The sequence below is a fragment of the Pseudomonas sp. MOIL14HWK12:I1 genome, assembly GCF_000510705.1.
Lineage (GTDB): Bacteria > Pseudomonadota > Gammaproteobacteria > Pseudomonadales > Pseudomonadaceae > Chryseomonas > Chryseomonas oryzihabitans.
On the sequence record NZ_AZNY01000006.1, the window covers coordinates 29,546 to 51,770 of the forward strand.

Below are 22,225 nucleotides of genomic sequence, written 5' to 3' on the forward strand. Positions count from 1 at the left end.
CTGGCCCAGGCATGAAAAAAGCCGTCCCGAGGGACGGCTTTTTTGTGTCGCAGCGACCTCAGGAAGGCGACTGGCCCCGCAGGTTGCCGATCACCGAGGTCATGGCCCGGTCGAACAGCAAGGCATCGTCCAGCAGCCGTACCCGGTCTTCCTGGTAATCCAGCGCCAGCTCCTCACGGGTGCGATCCAGCACCTTCATGCCGGTCCGATTGACGAACACCAGGCGGCCCATGGGCCGGATGACCGCGGCCAGCTTGCAGCGCAGCTTTTGCTCGACGTCCTGGATCTCCAGCCAGGCGCCTACCGAAAGGGCATCCACCCACTCCAGGGAGTCGCTGGTCAGCCCGGTGATCCGTTCGCCTGCGCGTGGCAGCTCGAAGGGTTCCTCGGCGGGAGGCGAGGCAGGTGCCACGCTCGCGTTGTCCGCTGCCGCATCCGCCAGCTCGGGACGGGTCTGCTGAAAGGTCTGGACGTGCAGGGATTCCAGTTCGGTGAAGAATTCGGAGGTGGAGAAGGGATCGAAGGCCGCGCTGGCCAGGCCTTCCCGCAACGCCTTGAGCAAGCCGGGCACCATCTCCAGCAGACGCTGGCGGGACGCCACGTCGTGGTGCGGCTGGATGCTCCAGATCAGATCGTCCATGGTCTTGAGGGCTGCGCGCCATTCGCTGGAGTCGTAGCCCTGCTTCAGGCAGGTCAGCAGCAGCACCTGGCTCCAGGCCTCGCGCAGGACACGCTGTACTGCGGCCGGCAGAGAGTGTTCCTGCAGACGCTGACTCAGGACGTGCTCGACCTGCAAGCGGGCGATCTCGGCGCGCGCCCGGCCTTCCTCGGCATCGCGGGTGCGCTGCTCGAGCAATTCGCTGCGTCGCTGCTCGTCGCTGACATAGGCCATGAAGTCCGCCAGCAGCTCGGCGAAGATCTCTGGATCGTCGACGAAGTCGGACAGCAGGCGCTGCACGATCTGCTCGATCTTCTGGTACAGGCCGTCGCGCTGCAGATCGCTCTGCTCGCCCCAGCCCAGGGAGGCGGCGGCGATCTCGTTGAGCAGCCGCCGGGCCGGATGGCTGCCACGGCTGAAAAAGGTCTTGTCGAGGACCGCGACCTTGAGCATGGGAATCTGCAGGCGAGCGATCAGCGCCTTGAGCGAATCCGGCAGGGTAAGGTCGTCGAGAATGAATTCGAACAGCATCGCCACCAGGTTGATGACGTCTTCGTCGACCTGCCCCACCACGCGCTTTCGACCCGAGCGCTCGCTGATGCGGCCCAGGGCCACCCCCAGTTGCGCCTTGAGGTCATAGCCCTCCAGGGACTGGCCGGAAATCTGCTGCTGCAGGTGCGACAGCAGCCGCATGAGGTCGTAGCTGGTGATGGCCTGGCCATCACCGTTCGCGGCACCCTCATCGACCGCCATGCCGCCACCCAGGGTGGCGCTGCCGGGCGTGCGCAGCTGGGCCAGGAGGCCCTGCAGGGTACCAAAGAGCTCCTGACCGTCGTCTTCGCTGTTGACGTGGGCCGGGGTGCGCCCGCTGTAGCCCTTGGCCGAGCGGCTCGGCACCTGCTGGGGGATGGCCTTGAGTTGGGGCAGTACGCCGGCGTCGACCAGTTGCCGATTGGATTCCGCGTACAGCTGACCCAGACCGTTGAGCACGAAACGCTCGAACAGCTTGTAGATGATCAGCTTGACCTTGATGTCGGTGTCGAGATCGCGACAGGCTTCGACGAAGGCCTCGCACAGCCGGCGCGGGCCCAGCGGATGGGTCGAGTCGTCCAGCTTGCTCGACAGCTGGGTATTGAATCTGATGGTCAGGTGGCTGATGGCCATGGCGTTGTTGCTGAGCGCCTTGGCCACCATGGTGTCCACGGCGACGCTCTCTTCCAGCGCATCGTTCTGCACCAGGCTGAGGTCTTCGTAGGAGACGCTGTCCAGGCGCATCTCCGGCTTGCTGCCGACCAGGTTGTTCAGCGCGGCGAAGCGCTCGAAATACTGCTGGAGAAAGCTGCGCTCGATACTCTTGCGGCGCAGACGCAGGTCGCGCATCGCTTCGAAATAGAGGCTCTGTTCCTGGTTGCTGCCGGCGCGATCGGCCATTTCAAACAGCGCATCGTCGGCGTTGTCGAACAGCTGCTGCAAGGAGGCGTTGAGTCGCTGAGCGGCGCGATCCCTGACCGGTAAAAGCACTGCAGGCAATCGGGAAGAGGACTCCCCGAGCGCCTTGAAATGAACTACGTTTACGTCGTTCTGCACCACCGCCTCCCACAACCGTTCTTGCGTTCGGCTGAATCGCGTTCCACTACAGGAGCATTGAACAACGTTGGCCGCCCTGGCCGCGAGGTGAAACGTTGTCGATGTGCCATTATTTGCTCTGCTAAGGCATCGACCAATCGGCATCTGCACAGTACATGACAGGGTTCACAAGGCACCTGTCTGTCAGCGCCTGCCCTTAGAATAACTCAACGTTGTCTATCTCAGATCGTCAACCTCCCCTAAAGTTGCCCGCGCGTCCGCCGCTACCCCTACCGGAGTCCGTTCATGTCCAGCGCCACCTCTGCCGATCTCGCCCAGGTCATCACCGAAAACGTCGCTGCCGCACTGCGCGAAGACGTCGGCAGTGGTGATCTCACGGCGGGTCTGATCCCCGCTCACCAGCAGGCCCGGGCGCGGATCATCACCCGCGAGGCCGCGGTAGTGGCGGGCACGGCCTGGGTCGACGAGGTGTTCCGGGTGCTGGATCCCGCAGTCGAGGTCCGCTGGCAGGTCGCCGACGGCGAGCGGGTCGCGCCCGACCAGGTGCTGTTCGAACTCCAGGGTCCCGCGCGCGCCCTGCTCACCGGCGAGCGCAGCGCGCTGAATTTCCTGCAGTTGCTGTCCGGCACCGCCACCCGCTGCCGCCACTATGCCGATCTGGTGCAGGACACCGCCGTCCGCTTGCTGGACACCCGCAAGACCCTGCCCGGCCTGCGCCGCGCCCAGAAATACGCGGTCACCTGCGGCGGCTGCTACAACCACCGCATCGGCCTGTTCGACGCCTTCCTGATCAAGGAAAACCACATCGCCGCCTGCGGCGGCATCGCCCAGGCCGTGGCCGCCGCCCGGCAACTGGCGCCGGGGCGTCCGGTGGAGGTCGAGGTGGAAAATCTGCAGGAGCTGGAACAGGCCCTGAGCGCCGGCGCGGACATCGTCATGCTGGACGAGCTGAGCCTGGCCGACATGCGTACTGCGGTGGCCCTGACCGCCGGCCGGGCCAAGCTGGAGGCCTCGGGTGGCGTCAACCAGGACACCCTGCTCGGCATCGCCCAGACCGGTGTCGACTACATCTCCATCGGCACCCTGACCAAGGACGTCAAGGCCATCGACCTGTCCATGCGCGTCCTGGATCGAGTGGGATAGGCAAAGGACCTCGCGGCGGCTAGACTCCGCAGCCGCGCCCTTTGCGCAACGGCTTCGAGCGGTCCTGACGACCGCTCGCCTCTCGCGACACTCGAACAAGATCGAACCCGTGACCAAAGATCAACTTCGCGCTGAACTGGAACGCCAGGCCCAGCGCTATCAGGATGTCTACGGTGGCGAAATCGTCACCTACGCCGCTCAACCCAAGCCCGACCGCAAGCCCTGGAAAAAACGGCCGACCGTGCAGGACGAGGTGTTCGCCTCCGAGGTACGCAAGATCGCCGATCTCAAAGCCAAGACCAGCGCCGAGGCCACCGCTCAGGACGCCTGAGTCGAGTCCGGATCCCCGCTGTCCGGGGCGTCTTCTGCGACGTCCTCGTGCTCTTGCCGTGCCTGCAGTTGCTGCCAGAGCGCGGCGGCGGCACTGAAGTCGGCGCCACCCTCTTCAGTCATGGCCTGCAGGTCATAGCGCGCCAGGCAGCCCTCGCCCAGGCGCGGTGGCGGCGCCGCGGTACCGGGCGCCGCCGCTGGCCGTTCGTGGTCAGTCGAAGATGACGGTCTTGTTGCCATGAACCATGACCCGCTCTTGCAGGTGGTATCTCAGGCCGCGCGACAGCACCATCTTCTCGACGTCCTTGCCCAGGCGCACCATGTCTTCGACGTTGTCCCGGTGGCTGACGCGTTCCACGTCCTGCTCGATGATCGGCCCGGCATCCAGCTCTTCGGTCACGTAGTGGCAGGTGGCGCCGATCAGCTTGACGCCGCGCTGTGCCGCCTGGTGATAGGGCTTGGCCCCGACAAAGGACGGCAGGAAGCTGTGGTGGATGTTGATCACCTGGTGGGCATAGCGCGCACAGAGATCCGGCGGCAGGATTTGCATGTAGCGCGCCAGGACCACGGTATCGGCCTGGTGCAGATCGATCAGCCGCGACACCTCGTCGAAGGCCGGCTGCTTGTTGGCGGGATCGACCGGCACATGGAAGAAGGGAATGCCGTGCCATTCGACCATGCTGCGCAGGGTGTCGTGGTTGGAGATGACGCAGGGAATCTCGCAATCCAGCTCGCCGCTGTGCCAGCGGTGCAACAGGTCGGCCAGGCAGTGGGATTCGCGACTGGCCATGAGCACCACGCGCTTGCGCTGGGCCGAATCGGTGATCCGCCATTGCATGGAGAATTCCCGTGCGATGGGTGCGAAGGCCTGACTGAAGCCGGCCAGATCGAAGGGCAGTGAATCGGCGCGGATCTCATGGCGCATGAAGAACCAGCCACTCTCCGTATCCGAATGGTGACTCGCTTCGGTAATCCAGCCGTTATAGGTCGCCAGGAAGTTGCTGACCTTGGCCACGATACCTACCCCGTCCGGACAGGCGATCACCAGACGAAACGTTTGCATAGCACAACCTCGAACGAAAAGGGGCTGCATTCTAGGCGCAGTCGCCGGCAGCGTCGAGCGGCGCAGGGCACCATAGCGCGCGACTGTAGGGCCAGGGTAAAGACTTTGCAAAGGACAAGTAAGAACCGATAAGTTCCGCCAATGCCCTGTCGAAAGTTACGCGTACTCGACAACTTCGCTGTTGCGACGAAACGAGCTGCAACTATCGACCTGTCAGACGGACAGTTTACTTATCCCGATAGCCAATCTATGATCGATGCAGACTTTCATCTCTGCATCACTCAGAACAAAGGCCGTTTATGTCGCTCATCAATGAATACCGCCAGACCGAAGAAGCCATCAAGGAATTGCAGGAGCGCCTGAAGTCGCTGCAAGAGGACGACAAACTGCAGCGCGAACTGGAATTCGAAAAGAAACTCCGCGCGTTGATGGGTGAGTATCAGAAGTCCCTGCGCGACATCATCGGCATTCTCGATACCGAAGCCAAGCCTGCCCGCCAGGCGCGCACTCCCAAGGCCAGCACTGGCAGTACGCCCAAGCGCGCGCGCAAAGTTAAGCAATACAAGAATCCGCACAATGGCGAAGTGATCGAAACCAAGGGTGGCAATCACAAGACGCTGAAAGAGTGGAAAGCCAAATGGGGTTCGGACGACGTCGAATCCTGGGCAACGCTGCTGGATTGATCAGAAGAACGCCGGCTAGCCGGCGTTCTTTTTGCCCGCCTGGCAGGCGTTTACCGCAGCCTGCCAGGCGCGGACCCAGGTTAGGCCTGGTGACCGCTCGCCGTTATCGATATCCCGCACCACAGCGCCCGAAGCGCTTTCATCTCCGGCGCGGTACTTCCCTTTCACTTTTCCCTTGCTTCAACCGCGGTCGGATAGCGTCCGTCCGAATTTGCTGCTTGCCACTCTTTTTTGGTTAACAAACGTCTCGGATCGGTATCCGGCTTTTGCGACTTCAGGCAACCGCCCGATCCAATCGCTGCATCACCGCTCGAACATGAGCGGACCAGGCCTCGAGAATCGGCACCTGATCAACCGGGACTTCCCGCCGCAATTGTTCGGTCAGGGTGAGGAACTGCGTACAGGTCATATGACCTTGTTGCTCTTCACCCAGCAGACGCTGCCGACAGAATTGTCGCCAACGAGCCTCTTCTTCCGCCGTCAGCAACTCGGGAAAGTTGCGCGCTCGATAGCGAAAGAACAGCTCTGGATGTCGCTCATCCCGAAAGGGCCAGGCGCGGCTGCCAAGTTGCTCTGCCGGACACTGATGAACTTGGTCGCAGAGTTGCCGTTCTTCGGCGGCAATGAAGCCGTCGTACAGTCTTGCTTCGGCCTCCTGTTCTTGGGCGGCCAATCCGGATGCCTCGGCATAGAGGGCCTGCACCTTGGGTTGCCAGGTCGCACGCTGGTCGAGCAATTGGCGGACGCAGCGCCAGACGGCGGCCAGATCGAAGTTAAGCCGTTCCGTATCCGCCGGACGCAAGACGCTGAAGGGCGCCAGAATCGGACATTTGTTGACCTGTACCAGCTTGAGCGGCACCGGCAGGTCACCCTCGGCCAGCGCATCCCGCCGGGTATAGAGGCGTTCGCGCAGGGTCTCGACGTCCAGGTCCAGCAGCGGCTCCGGCGCCAGGCCGAGGTCGCAGACGATCAACGCATTGCGATTGACCGGATGCCAGGCCAGCGGCAGGACAGGGGCGAGAAAGTGCCGCTCGGCGCTGAAGCGTCCCGAGACGTGCAGCAGGGGTTCGAGCAGACGAATGCGCGCCAGCGCCGCCTTCTTCTGGCGCTGCGTCCAGAGATAGTCATAGAGCCTTGGCTGCCGCTGCCTGACCAGGCGCGCCAGGGCCAGGGTCGCGCGGACATCCGCCAGGGCGTCATGGGCCTGGGCGTGTTCGATGCCATTGGCGACGGTCAGGCGATCCAGGCGCAGGGAAACGCGCTGCTCGTCCTGCGGCCAGTCCAGGCTTTCCGGGCGAAAGGCATAGAGCGCCCGGATCAGGCCAAGCACATCCCAGCGACTGTTGCCCTGCTGCCACTCGCGGGCATAGGGGTCGTGAAAGTTGCGGTACAGGCTGTGCCGTACCATTTCGTCGTCGAATCTGAGGTTGTTGTAGCCGACGCTGCAGGTATTGGGACGCCGCAACTCCTCATGCAGACGCTGGACGAAGTCCCGCTCGCGCAGCCCCAGGCGCTGCAGGGTGGCGGGCAGGATACCGGTGACCAGGCAGGCTGCCGGATGGGGCAGGACGTCCTCGCTCAGCTGGCAATGCAGATTGAGCGGTGCTTCGATTTCGTTGAGGTCCAGATCGGTACGCACCCCGGCCACCTGTAGCGGACGATCCCGCCGTGGATCGATGCCCGTGGTCTCGAAGTCGTACCAGAAGATACTTTGCGTCACACCGCCCTCCCCTACAATCGGCGCAGTCTAGCATCGTCGCGCGCCTTGCTCCCGGGCGCCCGCACCCGCTAGGCTCTGGCGTCCGTCTACCGCGTATCCTCCCTTACCATGCGTTCAGTCGATCGGCTCTCCGTTCGTTCCAGGTGCCGAGGTATCGGCGTACGCCTGGGCGCCGCCGTCTGGGCGCTGACCCTGTCGCTGGCGTGCCTCGCGCAGCAGGAGCCGCTGTCCTGCCCCCTGCCGCCGCAGACCGACAGCGGCCCGGCCAGCCTGCGCCTGACCCATCAGGGACTCGACAGCCGGACCGCGCGCCAACTCGCCACCCAACTCGCCGCGACCACCCGCAGCACCGATCCCCAGGCGCTGGCGGCGGCTTACCTACAGCACTTTGGCAGCCGGGTGCAACGGGGCCAGCCCGAGCAGCTCGCCGAATTACCGCCCCAGGACGTCAGGTTCTGGCTGGCCGGCAACCCGCCCCTGGCGGAGGCTCAGGCCCAGGCGCTGCTGGACTGGGTCGAGGCGGGCGGCAGGCTGGTGGCCGTCGCCGATGACAGCACCCTGGCGCTCAGCGCGACCCTGGGCGTGCGTCCCATGGCGACCCGCGAACTGGGCGGCGCCGCCCCGCCGATCATGGCGCTGCCCCTGTGGCCCAACCTGACCCAACTCTATCTCGCCGAAGACGATGCTCCCGCCTACCTCGGCTTCGACGACAGTCGCCATCTGTTCGATGTCGGCGATCAGGCGGTGGCCTGGGCCAGCAGCGCCAGCGCCACCCATATGCTGATGCTGCCCTGGGGCGATGGCAGCGTGACCCTGCTGTCGGACAGCGACCTCTGGAGCAACGCCCATCTCGCCCAGTACGACAATGCCTGGCTGCTGTGGTACCTCACCCAGGGCGCGCCGGTGACCCTGATCGCCCCGGCGCCACCGCTCCCCCTGTGGCTGGACGCCTTGCAACGCTATGGCCTGGCCCTTGGGCTGCTGATGCTGGCGGCAGGAATCTGGCTGAGACGTCGTCGGCAGAATCCGGCGCCACGGCGTGATGCCCAACGCTGGCCCGAATTGATCGCCACGCTGCAGCGCGATATCCAGCGCGAGGCGCACCGCCGCCGCCCCGAACTCGCCGACCAGGGCGTGGCCGAGCGCTGGCAATATCTTGCGCGTCTGAGCGGCTTGAGCACCCGCGCGGTGGGCGAGGCGATGCGCCCAAGCCCGGCGCGCCTCTCCGCTCGCGACTTCACCCGCCGCATCGTCCAGCTGCGCCTGTTGCACCTGGCCGTGCGTCCCCCGCTCCCGAGGACTTCCGATGACCGACAGTTCTCCTCCTGACGCCACTCCGGTGGACGCTGGCGATACCGGCGTCAAGGCCCGCGCCCTGACCCGCCTGCAGGCCCTGCGGCAGGCCCTGCTCAAGGTGCTGCCACAGCAGGACGCCGCCGTGGACGGACTGCTCGCCAGCCTGCTGGCCGGCGGTCACCTGTTGCTGGAAGGTCCCACCGGCTCCGGCAAGACGCTGCTGACCCGCGCCCTGGCGGCCAGCCTGGATGCCGGTTTCGCCCGGCTGCACTGCCATCCGGCCCTGACCCCTGCCGAGGTGGCCGGCGAAATCGTCACGGACCTCGGCAGCGACAGTGCCCGTCTGCGCCGGGGTCCGCTGTTCAATTCCCTGGTCCTGCTCGAAGACCTGCATCGGGCGCCGCCGGTGGTCCTCCAGTTGCTGGACGACGCCCTGCAGGGTCGCCAGCTGAGCCTGGGCGGTCGCCAGGTGCCCCTGCCGGCGCCCTTTATGGTGATTGCCACCCGCCCCCCGGGCAGCGAGCTGCCACTGGCGCTGCGGGATCGCTTCCTGGTGCAACTGCGTCTGGAGTGGCCGGCAGAAGGCCAGGAACTGGCCGCCCTGCGCCTGGCCGTGCAGCAGGGCCTGGGCGACCCCCTGGAAGCGGCGGCGCTGCGCCCCCTGCTGCAGGCGCGGGATCTGCCGGCGCTGCAGCGACTGGTGGCCGGCCTGCCGGTTGCGGAGCCGGTCCTGGAGCATGCCGTGCGCCTGATCCGTCTCACCCGGGAATGGCCGGCCTTCGAACAGGGCGCCGGACCGCGCGCCGGTCAGGCCCTGCTGCGCCTGGCCCAGGCACAGGCCTTTCTGCGGGGTGGCGACAGCGTGACGCCCGAGGATGTGCGCACCCTGCTGCCCGCCGTGCTGCGGCCGCGGCTGCGGCTGACGCCAGAACGCGAATTCGAGGGTGACAGCCTGGACGGCCAGATCCTCAAGCTGCTGGGACAGTGTCCGGCACCGCGCCCATGATCCAGCGCTGCCTGCCCCTGGCGCTGGTCGCCCTGGCGCTGCTCAGCCTGATCCTGGGCGAACTGGCGCCCCTGCGTTGGCAGGGCCTGCCGGCGGCGGGTGCCCTGCTGCTGCTGGTGCTGAGCGTTATGGGGCGGCTGAACGCCCGCCGGCGCCGGCGAGCGAGTGGTGAGCATCCGCCGCTCGCCGCGCCGGCCTCCAGGGCACGCCTGCGCGCGGATACCCCCCTGCACCTGCTGATCGCCAGCCCGGCCGAGCAGGGACGAGGACCGGCCGAGCGGTCAGGCGACCACCAGCAGATGCTGGGTTTCGGGCAGGCCCTGGCAGCCAGCGGCAATGAGCTGCGGCTCTATGGTCTCGATCCCGAGCTGCGCCTGCTGGCGGCAGGCACGGCTGCTTGCCGCCTGACCCCAGCCGAACTGCCGGTGCGGCTGCCAGGTGCGACGAGCGATCTCAGGGCAGCGCTGGCACGGCTCTGCCGTCAGGCGCGCCCGGGCAGTGTGCTGGTGGTGGCGGCACCGCTGGATGAAGAGCTGGCGGTCTGGCTCGGCCGTCTGGACCTGGTCCGACGCGGCCTGCAGCTCTGGCTGGTCGACACCGCACGCCAGCAGGTGGCGGAACTCGACGACATCCGCAGCTGGCGCGATGCCCGCCGCTATGCCGACGCCTGGCAGGCCCGGATCCAGGGCGAGCGGCTGGCCGCGCGGCTGGAGCGAAGGCACGTCCGCTGGCTGGCGGCCGGCGCCACGGCGGATCTGCAGACCTGCCTGCTGCAGCTATGGAATGCCGGTGACCCGGATCAGGCCGCCGACTGAGAGAGGCGGCCGAAGGTGAAGTAGTGCTGCAGCACGTCGATCAATTCGGCGAATTCGGCCGGCGGCTCGGCGACGCTGAAGCCCGAATCGTAGTTGCCCGGGGTCACGTCTTCATGACTCCACTGGCAGCGGGCGTCGAAGTCGACGAAATGCAGCTGACCGTCCTGCCCCGGAATCTTCAGCCGAAGTTCGAAGCGCGCGTTCACCAGCATGGGCAGCTGGCTGATCATCAGCAGCCCCTCGCGGGAAATGTTGCCGATGTAGCCCATGGGCTTGTCGGTAAAGCGGTTGAACACCTTCAGATAGTAGGGCAGCTGGTGGCGCTCGATACGACGATTCTGAGTCATGGTGCGATTCATCCTGCACACGGTAAAGCCACTTTACCGACAACGTCCTGGAAAGCTCAGCGCTGCGGTAGTTTCCGCACCGGTTGGGGCGTCGCAACGGCCGTTCCGCCATCTAGCCCCAATTGGCGCAGGGTGTCCAGTCGGGCCTGGGCCCGATAGGCGTATTCGCTGGCCGGAAACCGGACCTGGATGAAACGATAGGTCTGGACCGCGTCGGCGTACAGTTGCTGCTGCTCCAGACACTGGCCGCGCAGCATGGAAAATTCCGGTTGCAGCCAGGGCCGTGCCCGCCCCTTGCGTTCAGCCTGAGAGATCTGCAGCAAGGCATTGTTGCAGTCGCCTTCGCTATAGGATTTATAGGCGGCATCCAGATAGGAATTCATCGAGACGCTGGTACAGCCGGTGAGGCCGAGCAGCAGGAACAGGCAGAGATAAGGGCGCATGGAAAGTCCTCCTGCTCGCTAGATCGGCGCCGGGGCCCGCTTCTTGAGGGCAAACGACCATTGGTGTGACCAAGCTGCGAAAAGCCGTCATGTGCTGGCCACGCGACAGCGCTACAATGAGGTGCGCTCCGTGTTCTACGTCGACTCGGCGCTAAGGCGCCGACTCATGGTTGCAATCCGCTAAAGGAAAGACTGCATGATTTATCGCCGTACCAAGATCGTCGCCACCCTGGGCCCGGCCAGCAATTCTCCGGAAGTCCTCGAGCAGCTCATCATCGCCGGCATCGACGTCGCCCGCCTGAACTTCTCGCATGGAACGCCCGACGAGCACCGGGCTCGTGGTCAGCTGGTACGGGATCTCGCCGCCAAGCACGGTCGCCATGTCGCCCTGCTCGGCGATCTCCAGGGTCCGAAGATCCGCATCGCCAAGTTCGTCAACAAGCGCATCGAACTCAAGGTCGGCGATCCCTTCCGCCTGTCCATCGCCCATCCGCGCACCGAAGGCACCGAAGAAGTGGTCGGCATCGACTACCCGGGCCTGGTCACCGACTGCCGCGTGGGTGACGAACTGCTGCTGGACGATGGCCGCGTGGTCCTGCGCGTGGAAGGCATGACCGCCACCGAACTGCATTGCACCACCCTGATCGGCGGCCCGCTGTCGGACCACAAGGGCATCAACCGTCGCGGCGGTGGCCTCACCGCTCCGGCGCTGACCGACAAGGACCGCGAAGACATCAAGCTGGCCGCCTCCATGGAGGTCGACTATCTGGCCGTGTCCTTCCCGCGCGATGCCGAAGACATGCACGAAGCCCGTCGCCTGATGGAAGCCGCCGGTGGCAAGTCCTGGCTGGTGGCCAAGATCGAGCGCGCCGAAGCCGTGGCCGACGACGAAGCCCTGGACGGCCTGATCCATGCCAGTGACGCCGTGATGGTGGCCCGGGGCGACCTGGGCGTGGAAATCGGTGACGCCGAGCTGGTGGGCATCCAGAAGCGCATCATTTCCCACGCCCGGCGCCTCAACAAGGCGGTGATCACCGCGACCCAGATGATGGAGTCGATGATCAGCAGCCCCATGCCGACCCGCGCGGAAGTCTCCGACGTGGCCAACGCCGTGCTGGACAACACCGACGCCGTGATGCTCTCCGCCGAAAGCGCCGCCGGCCAGTATCCGGTGGAAGCGGTCAAGGCCATGGCGCGCGTCTGCGTCGGTGCCGAGAAGCAGCCCACCAGCAAGCTGTCCAGCCACCGCCTGGGCCATACCTTCACCCGTTGGGACGAGAGCATCGCCCTGGCCTCCATCTACGTGGCCAACCACTTCCCCGGCGTGAAGGCCATCATCAGCCTGACCGACACCGGTTACACCCCGCTGATCATGTCGCGCCTGCGCTCCTCGGTGCCGATCTTCTCCTTCGCGTCCAGCCGCGCCACCCAGGCCCGCACCGCGCTGTTCCGCAACGTGCACACCATCCCCTTCGACCCGACCACCATGCCGGCGAACAAGGTGAGCCAGGCCGCGGTGGACGAGCTGCTCAAGCGCGGTATCGTCGAGCACGGCGACTGGGTCATCCTGACCAAGGGCGACAGCTACACCAAGCGTGACGGCACCAACACCATGAAGATGTACCGCGTGGGCGACCTGCTGGTCTGACCCCGCCGCCGGTCTCCGACCGGTGCTGAAGACAAAGCCCCGCACAGGTCCCTGTGCGGGGCTTTTTTCTGGACGGATCGGGGCCAGGCAGCCCTAGCGACCGCCGGCGGCCAAGTAGGCCAGGTGCAGGGCCGCAGCGCCCAGGACACCCAGACTGCAACTGATGAGGATGCCGCGCTGCAGCGCGCGCAAGCGCCCTTCCCGCCGTGCCTCCAGGCGACTGGCATCGATCAGGGCTACGCTGGTCAACGGCTGTTCACGCATCGTCTCGCTCCCTACCCATTTAAATGCACTATATTCTCATTCTCACATAGATCAAGGGAGTCCGGCGGGCGCCTGGCGGACTGTGGCAGAATAGCCGGTTTGGTACGAACAGCCTGGGTGAACGATGGCGTTACGTTTCGAACGGCTCAAGTGGCAGGACTGGAAAGGCGCCTTCACGGAGCGCAATTACGAGCGCGGCCGGCGGCTGGCGCTCGACGGCCTGGTGCAGCTGCGCTCGGCCGCCAAGAGTCAGCTCTATGCCGAGTGCCACAGCCCGGCCGGACCGGCCTATCGGCAGGCGATCAGCCTGCGCGCGGGCGAGACCGCCTGGCGGGTCGACGCCCGCTGCACCTGCCCGGTCGGCCGCAACTGCAAGCATGCCGCCGCCGCCCTCATCGAACTCGAGCGGCTGCAACGCAGCGAGGCCGCCCTGCCGGCCACGCCGGTCGCCCATCCGGAGCTGCCTCGCCCGGTCCTGACCCTTGGCAGCCATACCCAGATCGATTACGACCGCCACATCGGCAAGATGAGACCCACGGTACGCCATCGCGCCGCCCTGGCCTTCGCCTATGGCTCGCGGCGCCTGTTCGGCGCGCCGCCGCGCACCCCGGAAGCCGACTATCCCGCGCGCCAGCTGCCGGCCGAACAACGCTGGCGGCAGACGCTGCTCGACCACGGTCTGCGCCTGGCGACCCGGCGCAGCGCCGCGCTGCCCGACGACAGTGGCGAGATGTTCGAGCTGCCGGACGACCCCGCCTGGCTCAGATTCGTGCAGCAGGTCATCCCCGGTCTGCGCGAAGCCGGCTGGCAGATCGAGGCCCATCCCGAATTCACCTTCGACCTGACACCGGTGGAAGGCTGGTACGGTCACCTCGAAGAGGTGCAGGACGCGACCGCCGCGAGCGGCCAGTTCGACGTCGAACTGGGCATCCGCCTGGGCCAGCGCCGCGTCAGCCTGATCCCGCTGCTGATCGACGCCATACGGCGCGAGCCCTCCCAGTACGAACCGGCGATGCTGGCCAAGCGCGCCGACGACGAACCCGTGCTCTTGCGTATCGAGCCGCCGCGCCTGGCCGGCCAGCAGGGCCGGGTGCAACGGGTCGCCGTGCCCCTGGGGCGGCTCAAGCCGATCCTGCAGATCCTCGGTGAACTCTATGCCACCGATCGCCTCACCCAGGATCGTGCGCTGCGCCTGCCGCGCCTGGACGCCGCGCGCCTGGCCGAGCTGGACGAACGCCTGCCGCTGGAGTGGGAAGGCGGCGAGCGCCTACGCAACTTTGCCGAACGCCTGCGCAGCTATGCCGCCGAGCCGGTGGTCCTGCCGGACACCCTGCACGCCGAATTGCGGCCCTATCAGCGCGACGGCGTGGCCTGGCTGCAGGCGCTGCGGGAACTGGACGTGGGCGGCATCCTGGCCGACGACATGGGCCTGGGCAAGACGCTGCAGACCCTGGCGCACATCCTCGTCGAACAGGCGGCCGGTCGCCTGACCGCGCCGGCGCTGATCGTCATGCCCACCAGCCTGATCCCCAACTGGCAGGACGAGATCGCCCGCTTCGCCCCCGGCCTGCGCGTGCTGACCCTGCAGGGCAGCGCCCGCAGCAGTCGCTTCGAGCGGATTCCGGAACACGATGTGGTGCTCACCACCTATGCCCTGCTACCCCGTGACGCCGAGCGCCTGGCCGGCTACGACTTCCACCTGCAGGTGCTCGACGAAGCCCAGTCGATCAAGAATGCCGCCACCAAGGCCGCCCAGGCGGCGCGCCACCTGCGCGCCCGCCATCGCCTCTGCCTGACCGGCACGCCGTTGGAAAATCACCTGGGCGAACTCTGGTCGCAATTCCACTTCCTGATGCCCGGCTGGCTGGGCGACGAGAAAGGCTTCAAGCAGGCCTATCGCATCCCCGTGGAGCGCGAAGGCGATGTGCAGCGCCTGGCGGCGCTCAAGGCACGGGTCCGCCCCTTCATGCTGCGCCGCACCAAGCAGCGGGTCGCCAGCGAGTTGCCGCCCAAGACCGAGATCGTCCAGCTGGTCGAACTCAGCGCAGCGCAACGCGAACGCTACGAAGACCTGCGCCTGCTGCTGGACGAACGTGTCCGCGCCGAGATCGCCCGCCAGGGCATCGGTCGCAGCCAGCTGCTGATCCTCGATGCCCTGCTGCGCCTGCGCCAGGTCTGCTGCGACCTGCGCCTGGTGCCCAACGAAGACGCCAGCGTGGCCAAGCCCTCGGCGAAACTGGCGGCGCTGAACGAGCGCCTCGACGCCCTGCTCCCCGGTGGCAGCCGGGTCCTGGTGTTCTCCCAGTTCACCAGCATGCTCGACCTCATCGCCGCCGATCTCGACCAGCGCGGCATCCCGTACGTCACCCTGACCGGCGAAACCCGGGATCGGCGCACCCCGGTGCAGCGCTTCCAGAATGGCGAGGTGCCGGTGTTCCTGCTCAGCCTCAAGGCCGGCGGCAGCGGTCTCAACCTGACGGCGGCCGACACCGTGATCCACTTCGATCCCTGGTGGAATCCGGCCGCCGAGCAGCAGGCCAGCGATCGCGCCTATCGCATCGGCCAGGATCGTCCGGTGTTCGTCTACAAGCTGATCGCCCGCGGTACCCTGGAAGAACGCATCCAGCAGCTGCAGCAGGAAAAGGCGCGCCTGAGCGCCGGCATCCTCAGCGAGAACAGCGGCGACTGGCGCCTGACCGAAAGCGACCTGGCCCAGCTGCTGGCGCCGCTGGACCGCTAGGCACCCGCCAGCGGGTCATCCCGGCAGCGTCTGGCCTGGCCAGCTGCGCTGCCGGGAACGCAGCGGATAGCGGTGCCGCGGGCTACTTGTCGCCCGCGCCCTCGCCCACCACATCACCCGCCGCATCCAGCGCCCTGCTGGAAGGAAACCTGTTCGAGGCGACGCGGACCGCCAGCACCGCAAGCGACAGCAGGAAGATCCCGCCACAGAGATACAGCAGCCCGACATCCGGTGGCCGATGATGAGAGACGTCACCGATCAGGTAGCGGGTCAGGGCGGTGATGGCGATATAGAGCAGGAAGCGGATCGGCAGGTGGTTGGTCTTGAAGTAGATGCCGACCATGGCACCCAGCTCCAGGTAGATGAAGAGCAGCAGGATGTCATCGATGCTCGCCTGGCCCTTGTCGAGCATGCCGAGGAAGGCCAGCACCGAGGCCCAGGCCGTGGCCGCGCCAATGGCGAACAGCCCGAAGTAGTGGAAGCCTTCCACCAGCAGGTTGCCGAGGGAGTTCGCCCCGTCGTGCATGCGTTTGCGACCGTTGTCTGCCCATTTCATGGCGTGCTGCTCCCTCCGCAAGAGTGAAGACCTCCACTCGAAGATAGATCCATGCCGGAATCCCGTTCTCGAGGTTGCCCTGGCGTCAGTCGCTCTTATAGCGAGAAGCCGGACCGTCGGCCAGTGCGCAACTGTCGCAGACTGGACGGCCCGGCGCTGGCAGGCTAAAACCTGAGGAAAAGCCCGCGAGGGCTCTGGAGTCTACCGTGGACGCGCGTCTTTCCTGCCTCGCCTGCCTGGACCGGCCCGATCCCCGGCTGCTGGAAGCCGCCCTGTGGATCGCGGCCGAACACCACGAACAGATCGATCCCCCGGCCCTGTTGCACTCGCTGGACGACCTGGCACTGCGCCTGGTCGCCAGCCTGGATGGCGATGCTAGTCACGCCGAGCGGGCCCAGGCCTTGTTGCGGCAGCTGTGCGATGCCGGTTTTCGCGCGGCCGAGTGGCCCCTGAACCCTACGGCTGCCCTGCTCGACGAGGTCCTGGCGCGGCGACGCGGCCAGCCGCTGTCGATCGCCCTGGTGGCTCTGGAACTGGCCCGGCGCCTGGAGATCGACCTGCAGGGTATCGGCTTTCCCGGACATTTCCTCTTGCGCGTGCCAGGCGCGGATCATCTGCTCGAACCCTTCGGCGGTCGTCGCCTGTACATGAACGACTGCCGCCAACTGCTGGTGGATCAGTTCGGGCCCAACGCGCAACTGCAGGCCAGCTATCTGGCGCCCCTCGGTCCGCGGCAGATGATGCAGCGACTCTCGCGCAATCTGCGGGAATTGCATCGCCAGGGCGACCAGCCGCTGGCCGCGCTCAAGGATGCCCAGCGGGTCATCGAGCTGGGCACGGTCGGAGTCATCGATCACCTGGCGCGCGCCGATCTGTACCGCCAGCTCGACTGCCCCCAGGCCGAGCGCTACGACCTGCAGCACGCCCTGCTGATCAGCGAAGACGATGCCGAACGCGAGCAGGTGCGGCGGCGGCTGGCGCAACTGGGCGCGCCGTCCGCCACCCTGCACTAGCGGTGCAGCAGCCAGAGCACCAGCTGGGCGCCGAGCAGATTGCTCAGGCCGGCCAGCACCATGACCAGGCCAGCCACGGTGCCCTCCTCCAGGCCGACCTCGTAGGCCTTGCTGGTCCCTACGCCGTGGGCGCCCATGCCGAACAGGGCACCGCGGGCCAGGGCCGACTTGAGCGGCAGCAGCTTGATCAGCAGGCTGCCGAGGATGGCGCCCCCCAGGCCGGTGATCATCACGAAGGCCGCGGTCAGCTCGGGGACGCCTCCCACGGTGGCGGACATCGGCATGGCAAAGGGGGTGCTGATGGAGCGCGGCAGCATGGACAGCAGCACCCGGTCATCGAGCAGCAGCAGCCGGGCCAGCAGCCAGGAACTGCCAATGGCCACGCCACTGCCGACGCAGAGGCCGGCCAGCAACGCCTGCCAGTAGCGCGCCAGCAGGCGTCTCTGCTGCCAGATCGGCACGGCGAAGGCCACCGTCGCCGGCCCCAGCAGGGTGATCAGCCAGTGGCTGTAGTGGGCGTACTCGGCATAGCTCACCTGCTGCCAGAGGGTGGCGGCATAGAGCAGCACCGTGACGAAGATGATCGGACTGACCACATACCAGCGCAGCCGGGCATAGAGCAGCCTACTTACCCCATAGCCCGCCACCGTCAGCAGCAGCCAGAAGAGTCCGGGCAGATCAAGCATCACGACGCCCTCGCCGGCGAAACATCCAGTCCACGGTAAGGGCGGTCGCGACCATGGTCAGCACGGTGCTGAGCAGGATGGCCAGCAGGATGCGCACACCCTCTTGCCGCAGCAACGGACCGTAGTCGAGCAGACTCAGCAGCGCGGGAATGAAGAACAGCAGCATTTCCCCCAGCAGCAGGCGCACGCCGCCCTGCAACCACTCGGGCTCGACGATGCGCGCGGCCAGCAGCACCAGCAGCATGGCCAGCCCCACCACCCCGCCTGGTACCGGCAAGGCGAAATAGGTGGCCAGCCAGGTACCCACACCCCACAGCGCGCCCAATCCGCACAGCTCCAGAGCCAGGCGCAGATATCTATTCACCCAGGGCTCCTTCTCAAATCCTCGACAGGCGCCAAGGATACCGAGGCTGAGGGAGCGAGGACAGCGAACCGGGCCCGGCGGCGCGCTCCGCGCGGGTAAAGCAGCTTTGCTGCCGGGGCAAGATCAGCCCAGGGCGGCGATGACCTCGGCGACCCAGCGCTCGGCGTCTTCGTCCGGCGTGACCGTTTCACTGGCATCGATGCGCAGCATGGGCAGCACTTCGCGCAGCCCCAGTTCGGCGAACAATTCCTGCATCAGCTCGCCGCCGCCGCAATAGGTGTCGCCATAGCTGGAATCACCCAGGGCCAGCACGGCGCCGGATCGTCCGGACCAGGGCGGCAGCCGATCGCGCAGCTGGAAATACAGGGATTCCAGGTTGGCCGGCAATTCGCCCATGCCGGTGGTGGAGGTGATGGCCAGCAGGGCCTCGGGCGCGAAGGCCTCCAGGCTGGCGAGATCGGCATTGGGCTGGTGCCAGACCTCATGCCCTGCCGCGCTTAGGCGCGCCTTCACCTGACGGGCGATATCTTCGGCAGTGCCATAGACCGAGCCATTCAACAGTGCGACTTTCATACGGACCTCTTGCGTGGAATCCCGCCCAGTATGCCTGGGCCGGCCAGGGTTGGCGCTCCGTCAGCAAGACGACTCCGCTGGCAACCCCGGCTGCAGCCAAGGGTCTCAAGGCTTGTTATGCTAGCGCCGCCTGCTACCCCAGGCGTCTTCGCCACCTGTCCGCCTACCCGGCGGCGTGACGGCATCCGGCCTATCCGGCCCGATCGCCCGGAGTTAGAGCATGAATCAGCCTGTTACCCTCATGGTCGCGCGGCGCGTCGCGGCCGGCCAATACGACGCCTTTCTGGTCTGGCTGCGCGAAGGCGAAGCCCTGGCCACCGGGCATCCCGGCTATCTCGGTTCGGGGGTCCTGACCCCGCCTCCAGGCGACAACCTGGTGCAGATCGTCTTTCGCTTTGCCTGCCCCCAGACCCTCGACGCCTGGGAACACTCTGACACCCGGCGCCTCTGGCTGGAGCGTGGCCAGGGCCTGTTCGAAGCACCCCTGGCACGGCGTGCCCAAGGCATGGACGACTGGTTCGGCGCCGGCCTGCAGCCTCCGCCACGCTGGAAGCAGAGCATCGCGGTCTGGCTGGCGTTCTTTCCCATCTCGCTGCTGTTCAATGCCGCCTTCGGCGATTACCTGGCTCATCTGCCGTTGCTGCCGCGCATCCTGCTGAGCACCCTGATCCTCACCCCGGTGATGGTCTGCGTCTTCATCCCGCTGATCACCCGGGTGCTGAAGGGCTGGCTGCACAACGCCTCGCGGGCCAACGACTGGCGAGGCAGCGCCCGCTAGGCTCGCACGGATCGGCCTGCATCCTGACGCGTCGAATGCGTACAATAGCCGCGGCCAGCCCTCTGGCCGCCTCGCTCATCAGGATCGGGTACCCTCATGTCCGCAACCCTCCCCCTTCTGGTCACTGGCGCCAATCGCCGTGTCGGTCTCGCCTTGACCCGCCGGCTGCTGGCGGAGGGCCAACCCGTCATCGCCGTCTATCGCGACGATCCCGGTCCCTTGCGTGAACTGGAGATCGAGGCCTATCAGGTCGATCTGGCGGAAGAGGCGCAGCGCGAAAACCTGCTGCAACAGCTGCATGAACGCCATCCGGCGCTACGCGGCATCGTGCACAACGCCTCGGTCTGGGCCGAAGACGGCCTGGATAATCTGCGGCTGCTCTATCGCCTGCACCTGGAAGCGCCCTACCACCTCAACCTGGGCCTGCAGGACCTGCTGCTGGCCGCGCCCCGGGCCGACATCATCCATATCGGCGACGACAGCGCCACCCGCGGCAGCCGCAACCACATCGGCTACGCCGCCACCAAGGCCGCCCTGCACAACCTGACCCTGTCCTTTGCCGAGGCCCTGGCGCCCACCGTCCGGGTCAACACCATCGCGCCGGGCCTGCTGATCTTCAAGGAAGGCGCCGACGAGGCCTATCGCCAGGCGACCCTGGACAAGGCGCTGCTGGATTTCGAACCCGGCGCCGATCCCATCGTCGATACCGTGCTCTATCTGCTGTCGACCCAGTACGCCACCGGCAGCACCTTTACCGTCAACGGCGGGCGCCACCTGCGCCACGGCCGCCGCTAGCAAGAGGAATCAGCCATGACCGAACAAGACCGCCTGGAACTGGAGGCCGCCGCCTTCCGCACCCTGGTCGAGCACCTGCGCAAGCGCACCGACGTGCAGAACATCGACCTGATGAACCTGTCCGGCTTCTGCCGCAACTGCCTGTCCAAGTGGTACAAGGCCGCGGCCGACGACAAGGGCCTGGCGCTGAGCCTGGACGATGCCCGCGAGGCCGTCTACGGCATGCCCTACGCCGACTGGAAAGCCCAGTACCAGACCGAGGCCTCGCCGGCCCAGGCCGCGGCCTTCCAGGAGCAGCAGAACAAATGAGCGATCTCGCCAGCTTCCGCGCCCGCCTGGCCCAGGGCGACCATGCCTTCGCCGACACCCTGGCCTTTGTCGCCGAGCACTACCACTACCAGCCCACCGCCTTTCGCAACGGCGCGGTGGACAATGCCGCAGGCCAGAACGAAGGCTCCTGCAAGACCCTGGGCCTGGCCAAGCTCGAAGGTCTGAGCGATCAGGAAGCCCTGCTGGCCTTCGGCGAGCACTATCGCAGCGTGCTGCAGACCCCCGAGGGCAGCGACCACGCCAACATTCGCGCCCTTATCGCCCACGGCCTGGCCGGAGTGAGCTTCCAGGGCGAGCCCCTGGCGCGTCGCTAGGCCTTTTCAGCGGCCATAAAAAAAGCCCTGCGGATGCAGGGCTTTTTCTTGGACCGGACTCAGACGGCAGCCGCAGGTCTCATGTAGGAAATCGGCGCCAGACCGGAATCTTCGAAGGTCACCACTTCCCAGGCATCACGATCGGCCAGCAGCGCACGCAGCAGGCGATTGTTCATGGCATGACCGGACTTGTAGCCACGGAATTCGCCGATGAGGCTCTTGCCGAGCAGGTACAGGTCGCCGATGGCGTCGAGGATCTTGTGCTTGACGAATTCGTCTTCGTAACGAAGACCGTCTTCGTTGATCACACCCTTCTCGTCCACCACGATGGCGTTGTCGACGCTGCCGCCCAGGGCCAGGTTGTGCGAACGCAGGAATTCCAGGTCGCGCATGAAGCCGAAGGTACGGGCACGGCTGACTTCCTTGAGGAAGGAGGTGCTCGAGAAGTCCACCGAGGCCTTCTGGGTACGGTTGTTGACCACCGGGTGATCGAAATCTATTTCGAAGGTCACCTTGAAGCCGTCGAAGGGCACAAAGGTGGCGCGCTTGTCACCGTCGACGACGGTCACTTCACGCTTGATACGGATGAACTGCTTGGCCGCTTCCTGTTCCTGCAGACCGGCGGACTGGATCAGGAAAACGAAGGGACCGGCACTGCCGTCCATGATCGGCACTTCGACTGCGGACAGCTCGACGTAGGCATTGTCGATACCCAGACCGGCCATGGCCGACAGCAGGTGTTCAACGGTACCGACCTTGACGCCGGTGTCGCTGAACAGGTTGGTCGACATGGTGGTTTCACCCACGTTCTCGGCCCAGGCCGGGATTTCCACGACCGGATCGAGATCGGTGCGACGGAACACGATCCCCGTGTCGACCGGCGCCGGCTTCAGGGTCAGGTAAACCTTTTCCCCGGAATGCAGGCCAACGCCAGTGGCGCGAATGGTGTTCTTGAGGGTGCGTTGTCTAATCATGCCAGGGCCGCTCGGTCGCAGGGTGCGAATGGTGTTCAACGAAGTCGCGATGATAGCAGAAGCGAAAATCGATGCCCACTAATCACACCCTGGCTTGTG

At 66.1% G+C, this 22,225-nt stretch carries 25 protein-coding genes; 13 read left to right on the plus strand and 12 right to left on the minus strand.

The window, feature by feature from the left end; translation table 11 throughout:
• Positions 1-58: 58 nt before the first annotated feature.
• Positions 59-2,245, minus strand: a complete 2,187-nt coding sequence (locus PSEK12I1_RS0104165) for a DUF1631 domain-containing protein (RefSeq protein ID WP_027600773.1) — start codon at positions 2,243-2,245, stop codon at positions 59-61.
• A gap of 285 nt (positions 2,246-2,530) precedes the next feature.
• Here PSEK12I1_RS0104165 and nadC point away from each other — a divergent pair, with 285 nt between their 5' ends.
• Together nadC and PSEK12I1_RS0104175 are read left to right on the plus strand one after the other, a co-directional pair.
• Positions 2,531-3,388 carry a carboxylating nicotinate-nucleotide diphosphorylase gene (gene nadC / locus PSEK12I1_RS0104170; RefSeq protein WP_027600774.1) on the plus strand — a complete coding sequence of 286 codons (858 nt, stop codon included), beginning with the start codon at positions 2,531-2,533 and terminating at the stop codon, positions 3,386-3,388.
• A 109-nt stretch (positions 3,389-3,497) separates the two neighbouring features.
• Positions 3,498-3,719, plus strand: coding sequence for a hypothetical protein (locus tag PSEK12I1_RS0104175; protein ID WP_027600287.1), 222 nt, complete (start codon positions 3,498-3,500; stop codon positions 3,717-3,719).
• Here the strand turns inward: PSEK12I1_RS0104175 and PSEK12I1_RS24230 are convergent.
• Positions 3,707-3,958: a hypothetical protein gene (locus tag PSEK12I1_RS24230; protein ID WP_081737465.1), complete on the minus strand. Its 252-nt coding sequence runs from the start codon at positions 3,956-3,958 to the stop codon at positions 3,707-3,709. The genes PSEK12I1_RS0104175 and PSEK12I1_RS24230 overlap by 13 nt on opposite strands.
• Entirely contained in the window at positions 3,930-4,781 is an 852-nt protein-coding gene (purU, locus tag PSEK12I1_RS0104185) for a formyltetrahydrofolate deformylase (protein ID WP_007162029.1), read from the minus strand. Before purU ends, PSEK12I1_RS24230 begins: the two co-directional genes overlap by 29 nt.
• Before the next feature lie 299 nt (positions 4,782-5,080).
• Between purU and mvaT the strand changes: the two genes are divergently transcribed.
• Complete coding sequence (gene mvaT / locus PSEK12I1_RS0104190; RefSeq protein ID WP_027600286.1) at positions 5,081-5,464, plus strand: histone-like nucleoid-structuring protein MvaT; 384 nt, start codon at positions 5,081-5,083, stop codon at positions 5,462-5,464.
• A gap of 274 nt (positions 5,465-5,738) precedes the next feature.
• Here mvaT and sbcB read toward each other — a convergent pair whose 3' ends face one another.
• Positions 5,739-7,184, minus strand: coding sequence for an exodeoxyribonuclease I (sbcB, locus tag PSEK12I1_RS0104195; protein ID WP_027600285.1), 1,446 nt, complete (start codon positions 7,182-7,184; stop codon positions 5,739-5,741).
• A 108-nt stretch (positions 7,185-7,292) separates the two neighbouring features.
• On the opposite strand from sbcB, the gene PSEK12I1_RS0104200 reads away from it, so the two are divergent.
• The 3 genes from PSEK12I1_RS0104200 to PSEK12I1_RS0104210 are packed head-to-tail and all read left to right on the plus strand — an operon-like array spanning position 7,293 to position 10,301.
• The gene (locus tag PSEK12I1_RS0104200) at positions 7,293-8,513 is read left to right on the plus strand and encodes a DUF4350 domain-containing protein (protein ID WP_027600775.1); all 1,221 of its coding nucleotides are present in this window, start codon (positions 7,293-7,295) and stop codon (positions 8,511-8,513) included.
• Positions 8,491-9,486 (plus strand): MoxR family ATPase, encoded by a 996-nt coding sequence (locus tag PSEK12I1_RS0104205; RefSeq protein ID WP_027600776.1) that lies wholly within the window; start codon positions 8,491-8,493, stop codon positions 9,484-9,486. The genes PSEK12I1_RS0104200 and PSEK12I1_RS0104205 overlap by 23 nt, the downstream gene beginning before the upstream one ends.
• Positions 9,483-10,301 carry a hypothetical protein gene (locus PSEK12I1_RS0104210; RefSeq protein WP_027600777.1) on the plus strand — a complete coding sequence of 273 codons (819 nt, stop codon included), beginning with the start codon at positions 9,483-9,485 and terminating at the stop codon, positions 10,299-10,301. The genes PSEK12I1_RS0104205 and PSEK12I1_RS0104210 overlap by 4 nt, the downstream gene beginning before the upstream one ends.
• Here the strand turns inward: PSEK12I1_RS0104210 and PSEK12I1_RS0104215 are convergent.
• Positions 10,286-10,648 (minus strand): PilZ domain-containing protein, encoded by a 363-nt coding sequence (locus PSEK12I1_RS0104215; RefSeq protein WP_007162035.1) that lies wholly within the window; start codon positions 10,646-10,648, stop codon positions 10,286-10,288. The two genes, PSEK12I1_RS0104210 and PSEK12I1_RS0104215, sit on opposite strands and share 16 nt — an antisense overlap.
• A 56-nt stretch (positions 10,649-10,704) precedes the next feature.
• Positions 10,705-11,091, minus strand: coding sequence for a tol-pal system YbgF family protein (locus tag PSEK12I1_RS0104220; RefSeq protein WP_007162036.1), 387 nt, complete (start codon positions 11,089-11,091; stop codon positions 10,705-10,707).
• A 196-nt stretch (positions 11,092-11,287) separates the two neighbouring features.
• Between PSEK12I1_RS0104220 and pyk the strand changes: the two genes are divergently transcribed.
• On the plus strand, positions 11,288-12,739 hold the full coding sequence (pyk, locus tag PSEK12I1_RS0104225; protein ID WP_007162037.1) for a pyruvate kinase: 1,452 nt from the start codon (positions 11,288-11,290) through the stop codon (positions 12,737-12,739).
• 93 nt (positions 12,740-12,832) lie between these two features.
• Here the strand turns inward: pyk and PSEK12I1_RS24725 are convergent, their stop codons facing one another.
• Positions 12,833-13,003: a hypothetical protein gene (locus PSEK12I1_RS24725; protein WP_007162038.1), complete on the minus strand. Its 171-nt coding sequence runs from the start codon at positions 13,001-13,003 to the stop codon at positions 12,833-12,835.
• 124 nt (positions 13,004-13,127) lie between these two features.
• On the opposite strand from PSEK12I1_RS24725, the gene PSEK12I1_RS0104235 reads away from it, so the two are divergent.
• Positions 13,128-15,743, plus strand: a complete 2,616-nt coding sequence (locus PSEK12I1_RS0104235; RefSeq protein WP_027600778.1) for a DEAD/DEAH box helicase — start codon at positions 13,128-13,130, stop codon at positions 15,741-15,743.
• An 82-nt stretch (positions 15,744-15,825) separates the two neighbouring features.
• Here PSEK12I1_RS0104235 and PSEK12I1_RS0104240 read toward each other — a convergent pair whose 3' ends face one another.
• Positions 15,826-16,299, minus strand: a complete 474-nt coding sequence (locus tag PSEK12I1_RS0104240; RefSeq protein ID WP_007162040.1) for a phosphate-starvation-inducible protein PsiE — start codon at positions 16,297-16,299, stop codon at positions 15,826-15,828.
• Between the two features lie 206 nt (positions 16,300-16,505).
• On the opposite strand from PSEK12I1_RS0104240, the gene PSEK12I1_RS0104245 reads away from it, so the two are divergent.
• Complete coding sequence (locus tag PSEK12I1_RS0104245) at positions 16,506-17,312, plus strand: SirB1 family protein (protein WP_027600280.1); 807 nt, start codon at positions 16,506-16,508, stop codon at positions 17,310-17,312.
• On the opposite strand, the gene PSEK12I1_RS0104250 is transcribed toward PSEK12I1_RS0104245, so the two are convergent.
• The 3 genes from PSEK12I1_RS0104250 to PSEK12I1_RS0104260 form a co-directional block, all read right to left on the minus strand.
• Positions 17,309-18,001 (minus strand): LrgB family protein, encoded by a 693-nt coding sequence (locus PSEK12I1_RS0104250; protein ID WP_027600779.1) that lies wholly within the window; start codon positions 17,999-18,001, stop codon positions 17,309-17,311. The genes PSEK12I1_RS0104245 and PSEK12I1_RS0104250 overlap by 4 nt on opposite strands.
• Positions 17,991-18,362 (minus strand): CidA/LrgA family protein, encoded by a 372-nt coding sequence (locus tag PSEK12I1_RS0104255; RefSeq protein ID WP_007162043.1) that lies wholly within the window; start codon positions 18,360-18,362, stop codon positions 17,991-17,993. The genes PSEK12I1_RS0104250 and PSEK12I1_RS0104255 overlap by 11 nt, the downstream gene beginning before the upstream one ends.
• Positions 18,363-18,485: 123 nt before the next feature.
• Positions 18,486-18,935 (minus strand): flavodoxin, encoded by a 450-nt coding sequence (locus tag PSEK12I1_RS0104260; protein WP_027600780.1) that lies wholly within the window; start codon positions 18,933-18,935, stop codon positions 18,486-18,488.
• Between the two features lie 220 nt (positions 18,936-19,155).
• Here PSEK12I1_RS0104260 and PSEK12I1_RS0104265 point away from each other — a divergent pair, with 220 nt between their 5' ends.
• From PSEK12I1_RS0104265 to PSEK12I1_RS0104280, 4 genes are all read left to right on the plus strand, one after another.
• A complete protein-coding gene (locus tag PSEK12I1_RS0104265; protein WP_007162045.1) occupies positions 19,156-19,713 on the plus strand; it encodes an antibiotic biosynthesis monooxygenase in 558 nt (185 codons plus the stop codon).
• 96 nt (positions 19,714-19,809) lie between these two features.
• On the plus strand, positions 19,810-20,508 hold the full coding sequence (folM, locus tag PSEK12I1_RS0104270) for a dihydromonapterin reductase (protein ID WP_027600781.1): 699 nt from the start codon (positions 19,810-19,812) through the stop codon (positions 20,506-20,508).
• Positions 20,509-20,523: 15 nt separating this feature from the next.
• Positions 20,524-20,817: a DUF1244 domain-containing protein gene (locus PSEK12I1_RS0104275; RefSeq protein ID WP_007162047.1), complete on the plus strand. Its 294-nt coding sequence runs from the start codon at positions 20,524-20,526 to the stop codon at positions 20,815-20,817.
• On the plus strand, positions 20,814-21,152 hold the full coding sequence (locus tag PSEK12I1_RS0104280; RefSeq protein WP_027600275.1) for a HopJ type III effector protein: 339 nt from the start codon (positions 20,814-20,816) through the stop codon (positions 21,150-21,152). Before PSEK12I1_RS0104275 ends, PSEK12I1_RS0104280 begins: the two co-directional genes overlap by 4 nt.
• A gap of 59 nt (positions 21,153-21,211) precedes the next feature.
• Here the strand turns inward: PSEK12I1_RS0104280 and lpxC are convergent, their stop codons facing one another.
• A complete protein-coding gene (gene lpxC, locus PSEK12I1_RS0104285; protein ID WP_007162049.1) occupies positions 21,212-22,126 on the minus strand; it encodes a UDP-3-O-acyl-N-acetylglucosamine deacetylase in 915 nt (304 codons plus the stop codon).
• Positions 22,127-22,225 lie beyond the last annotated feature (99 nt).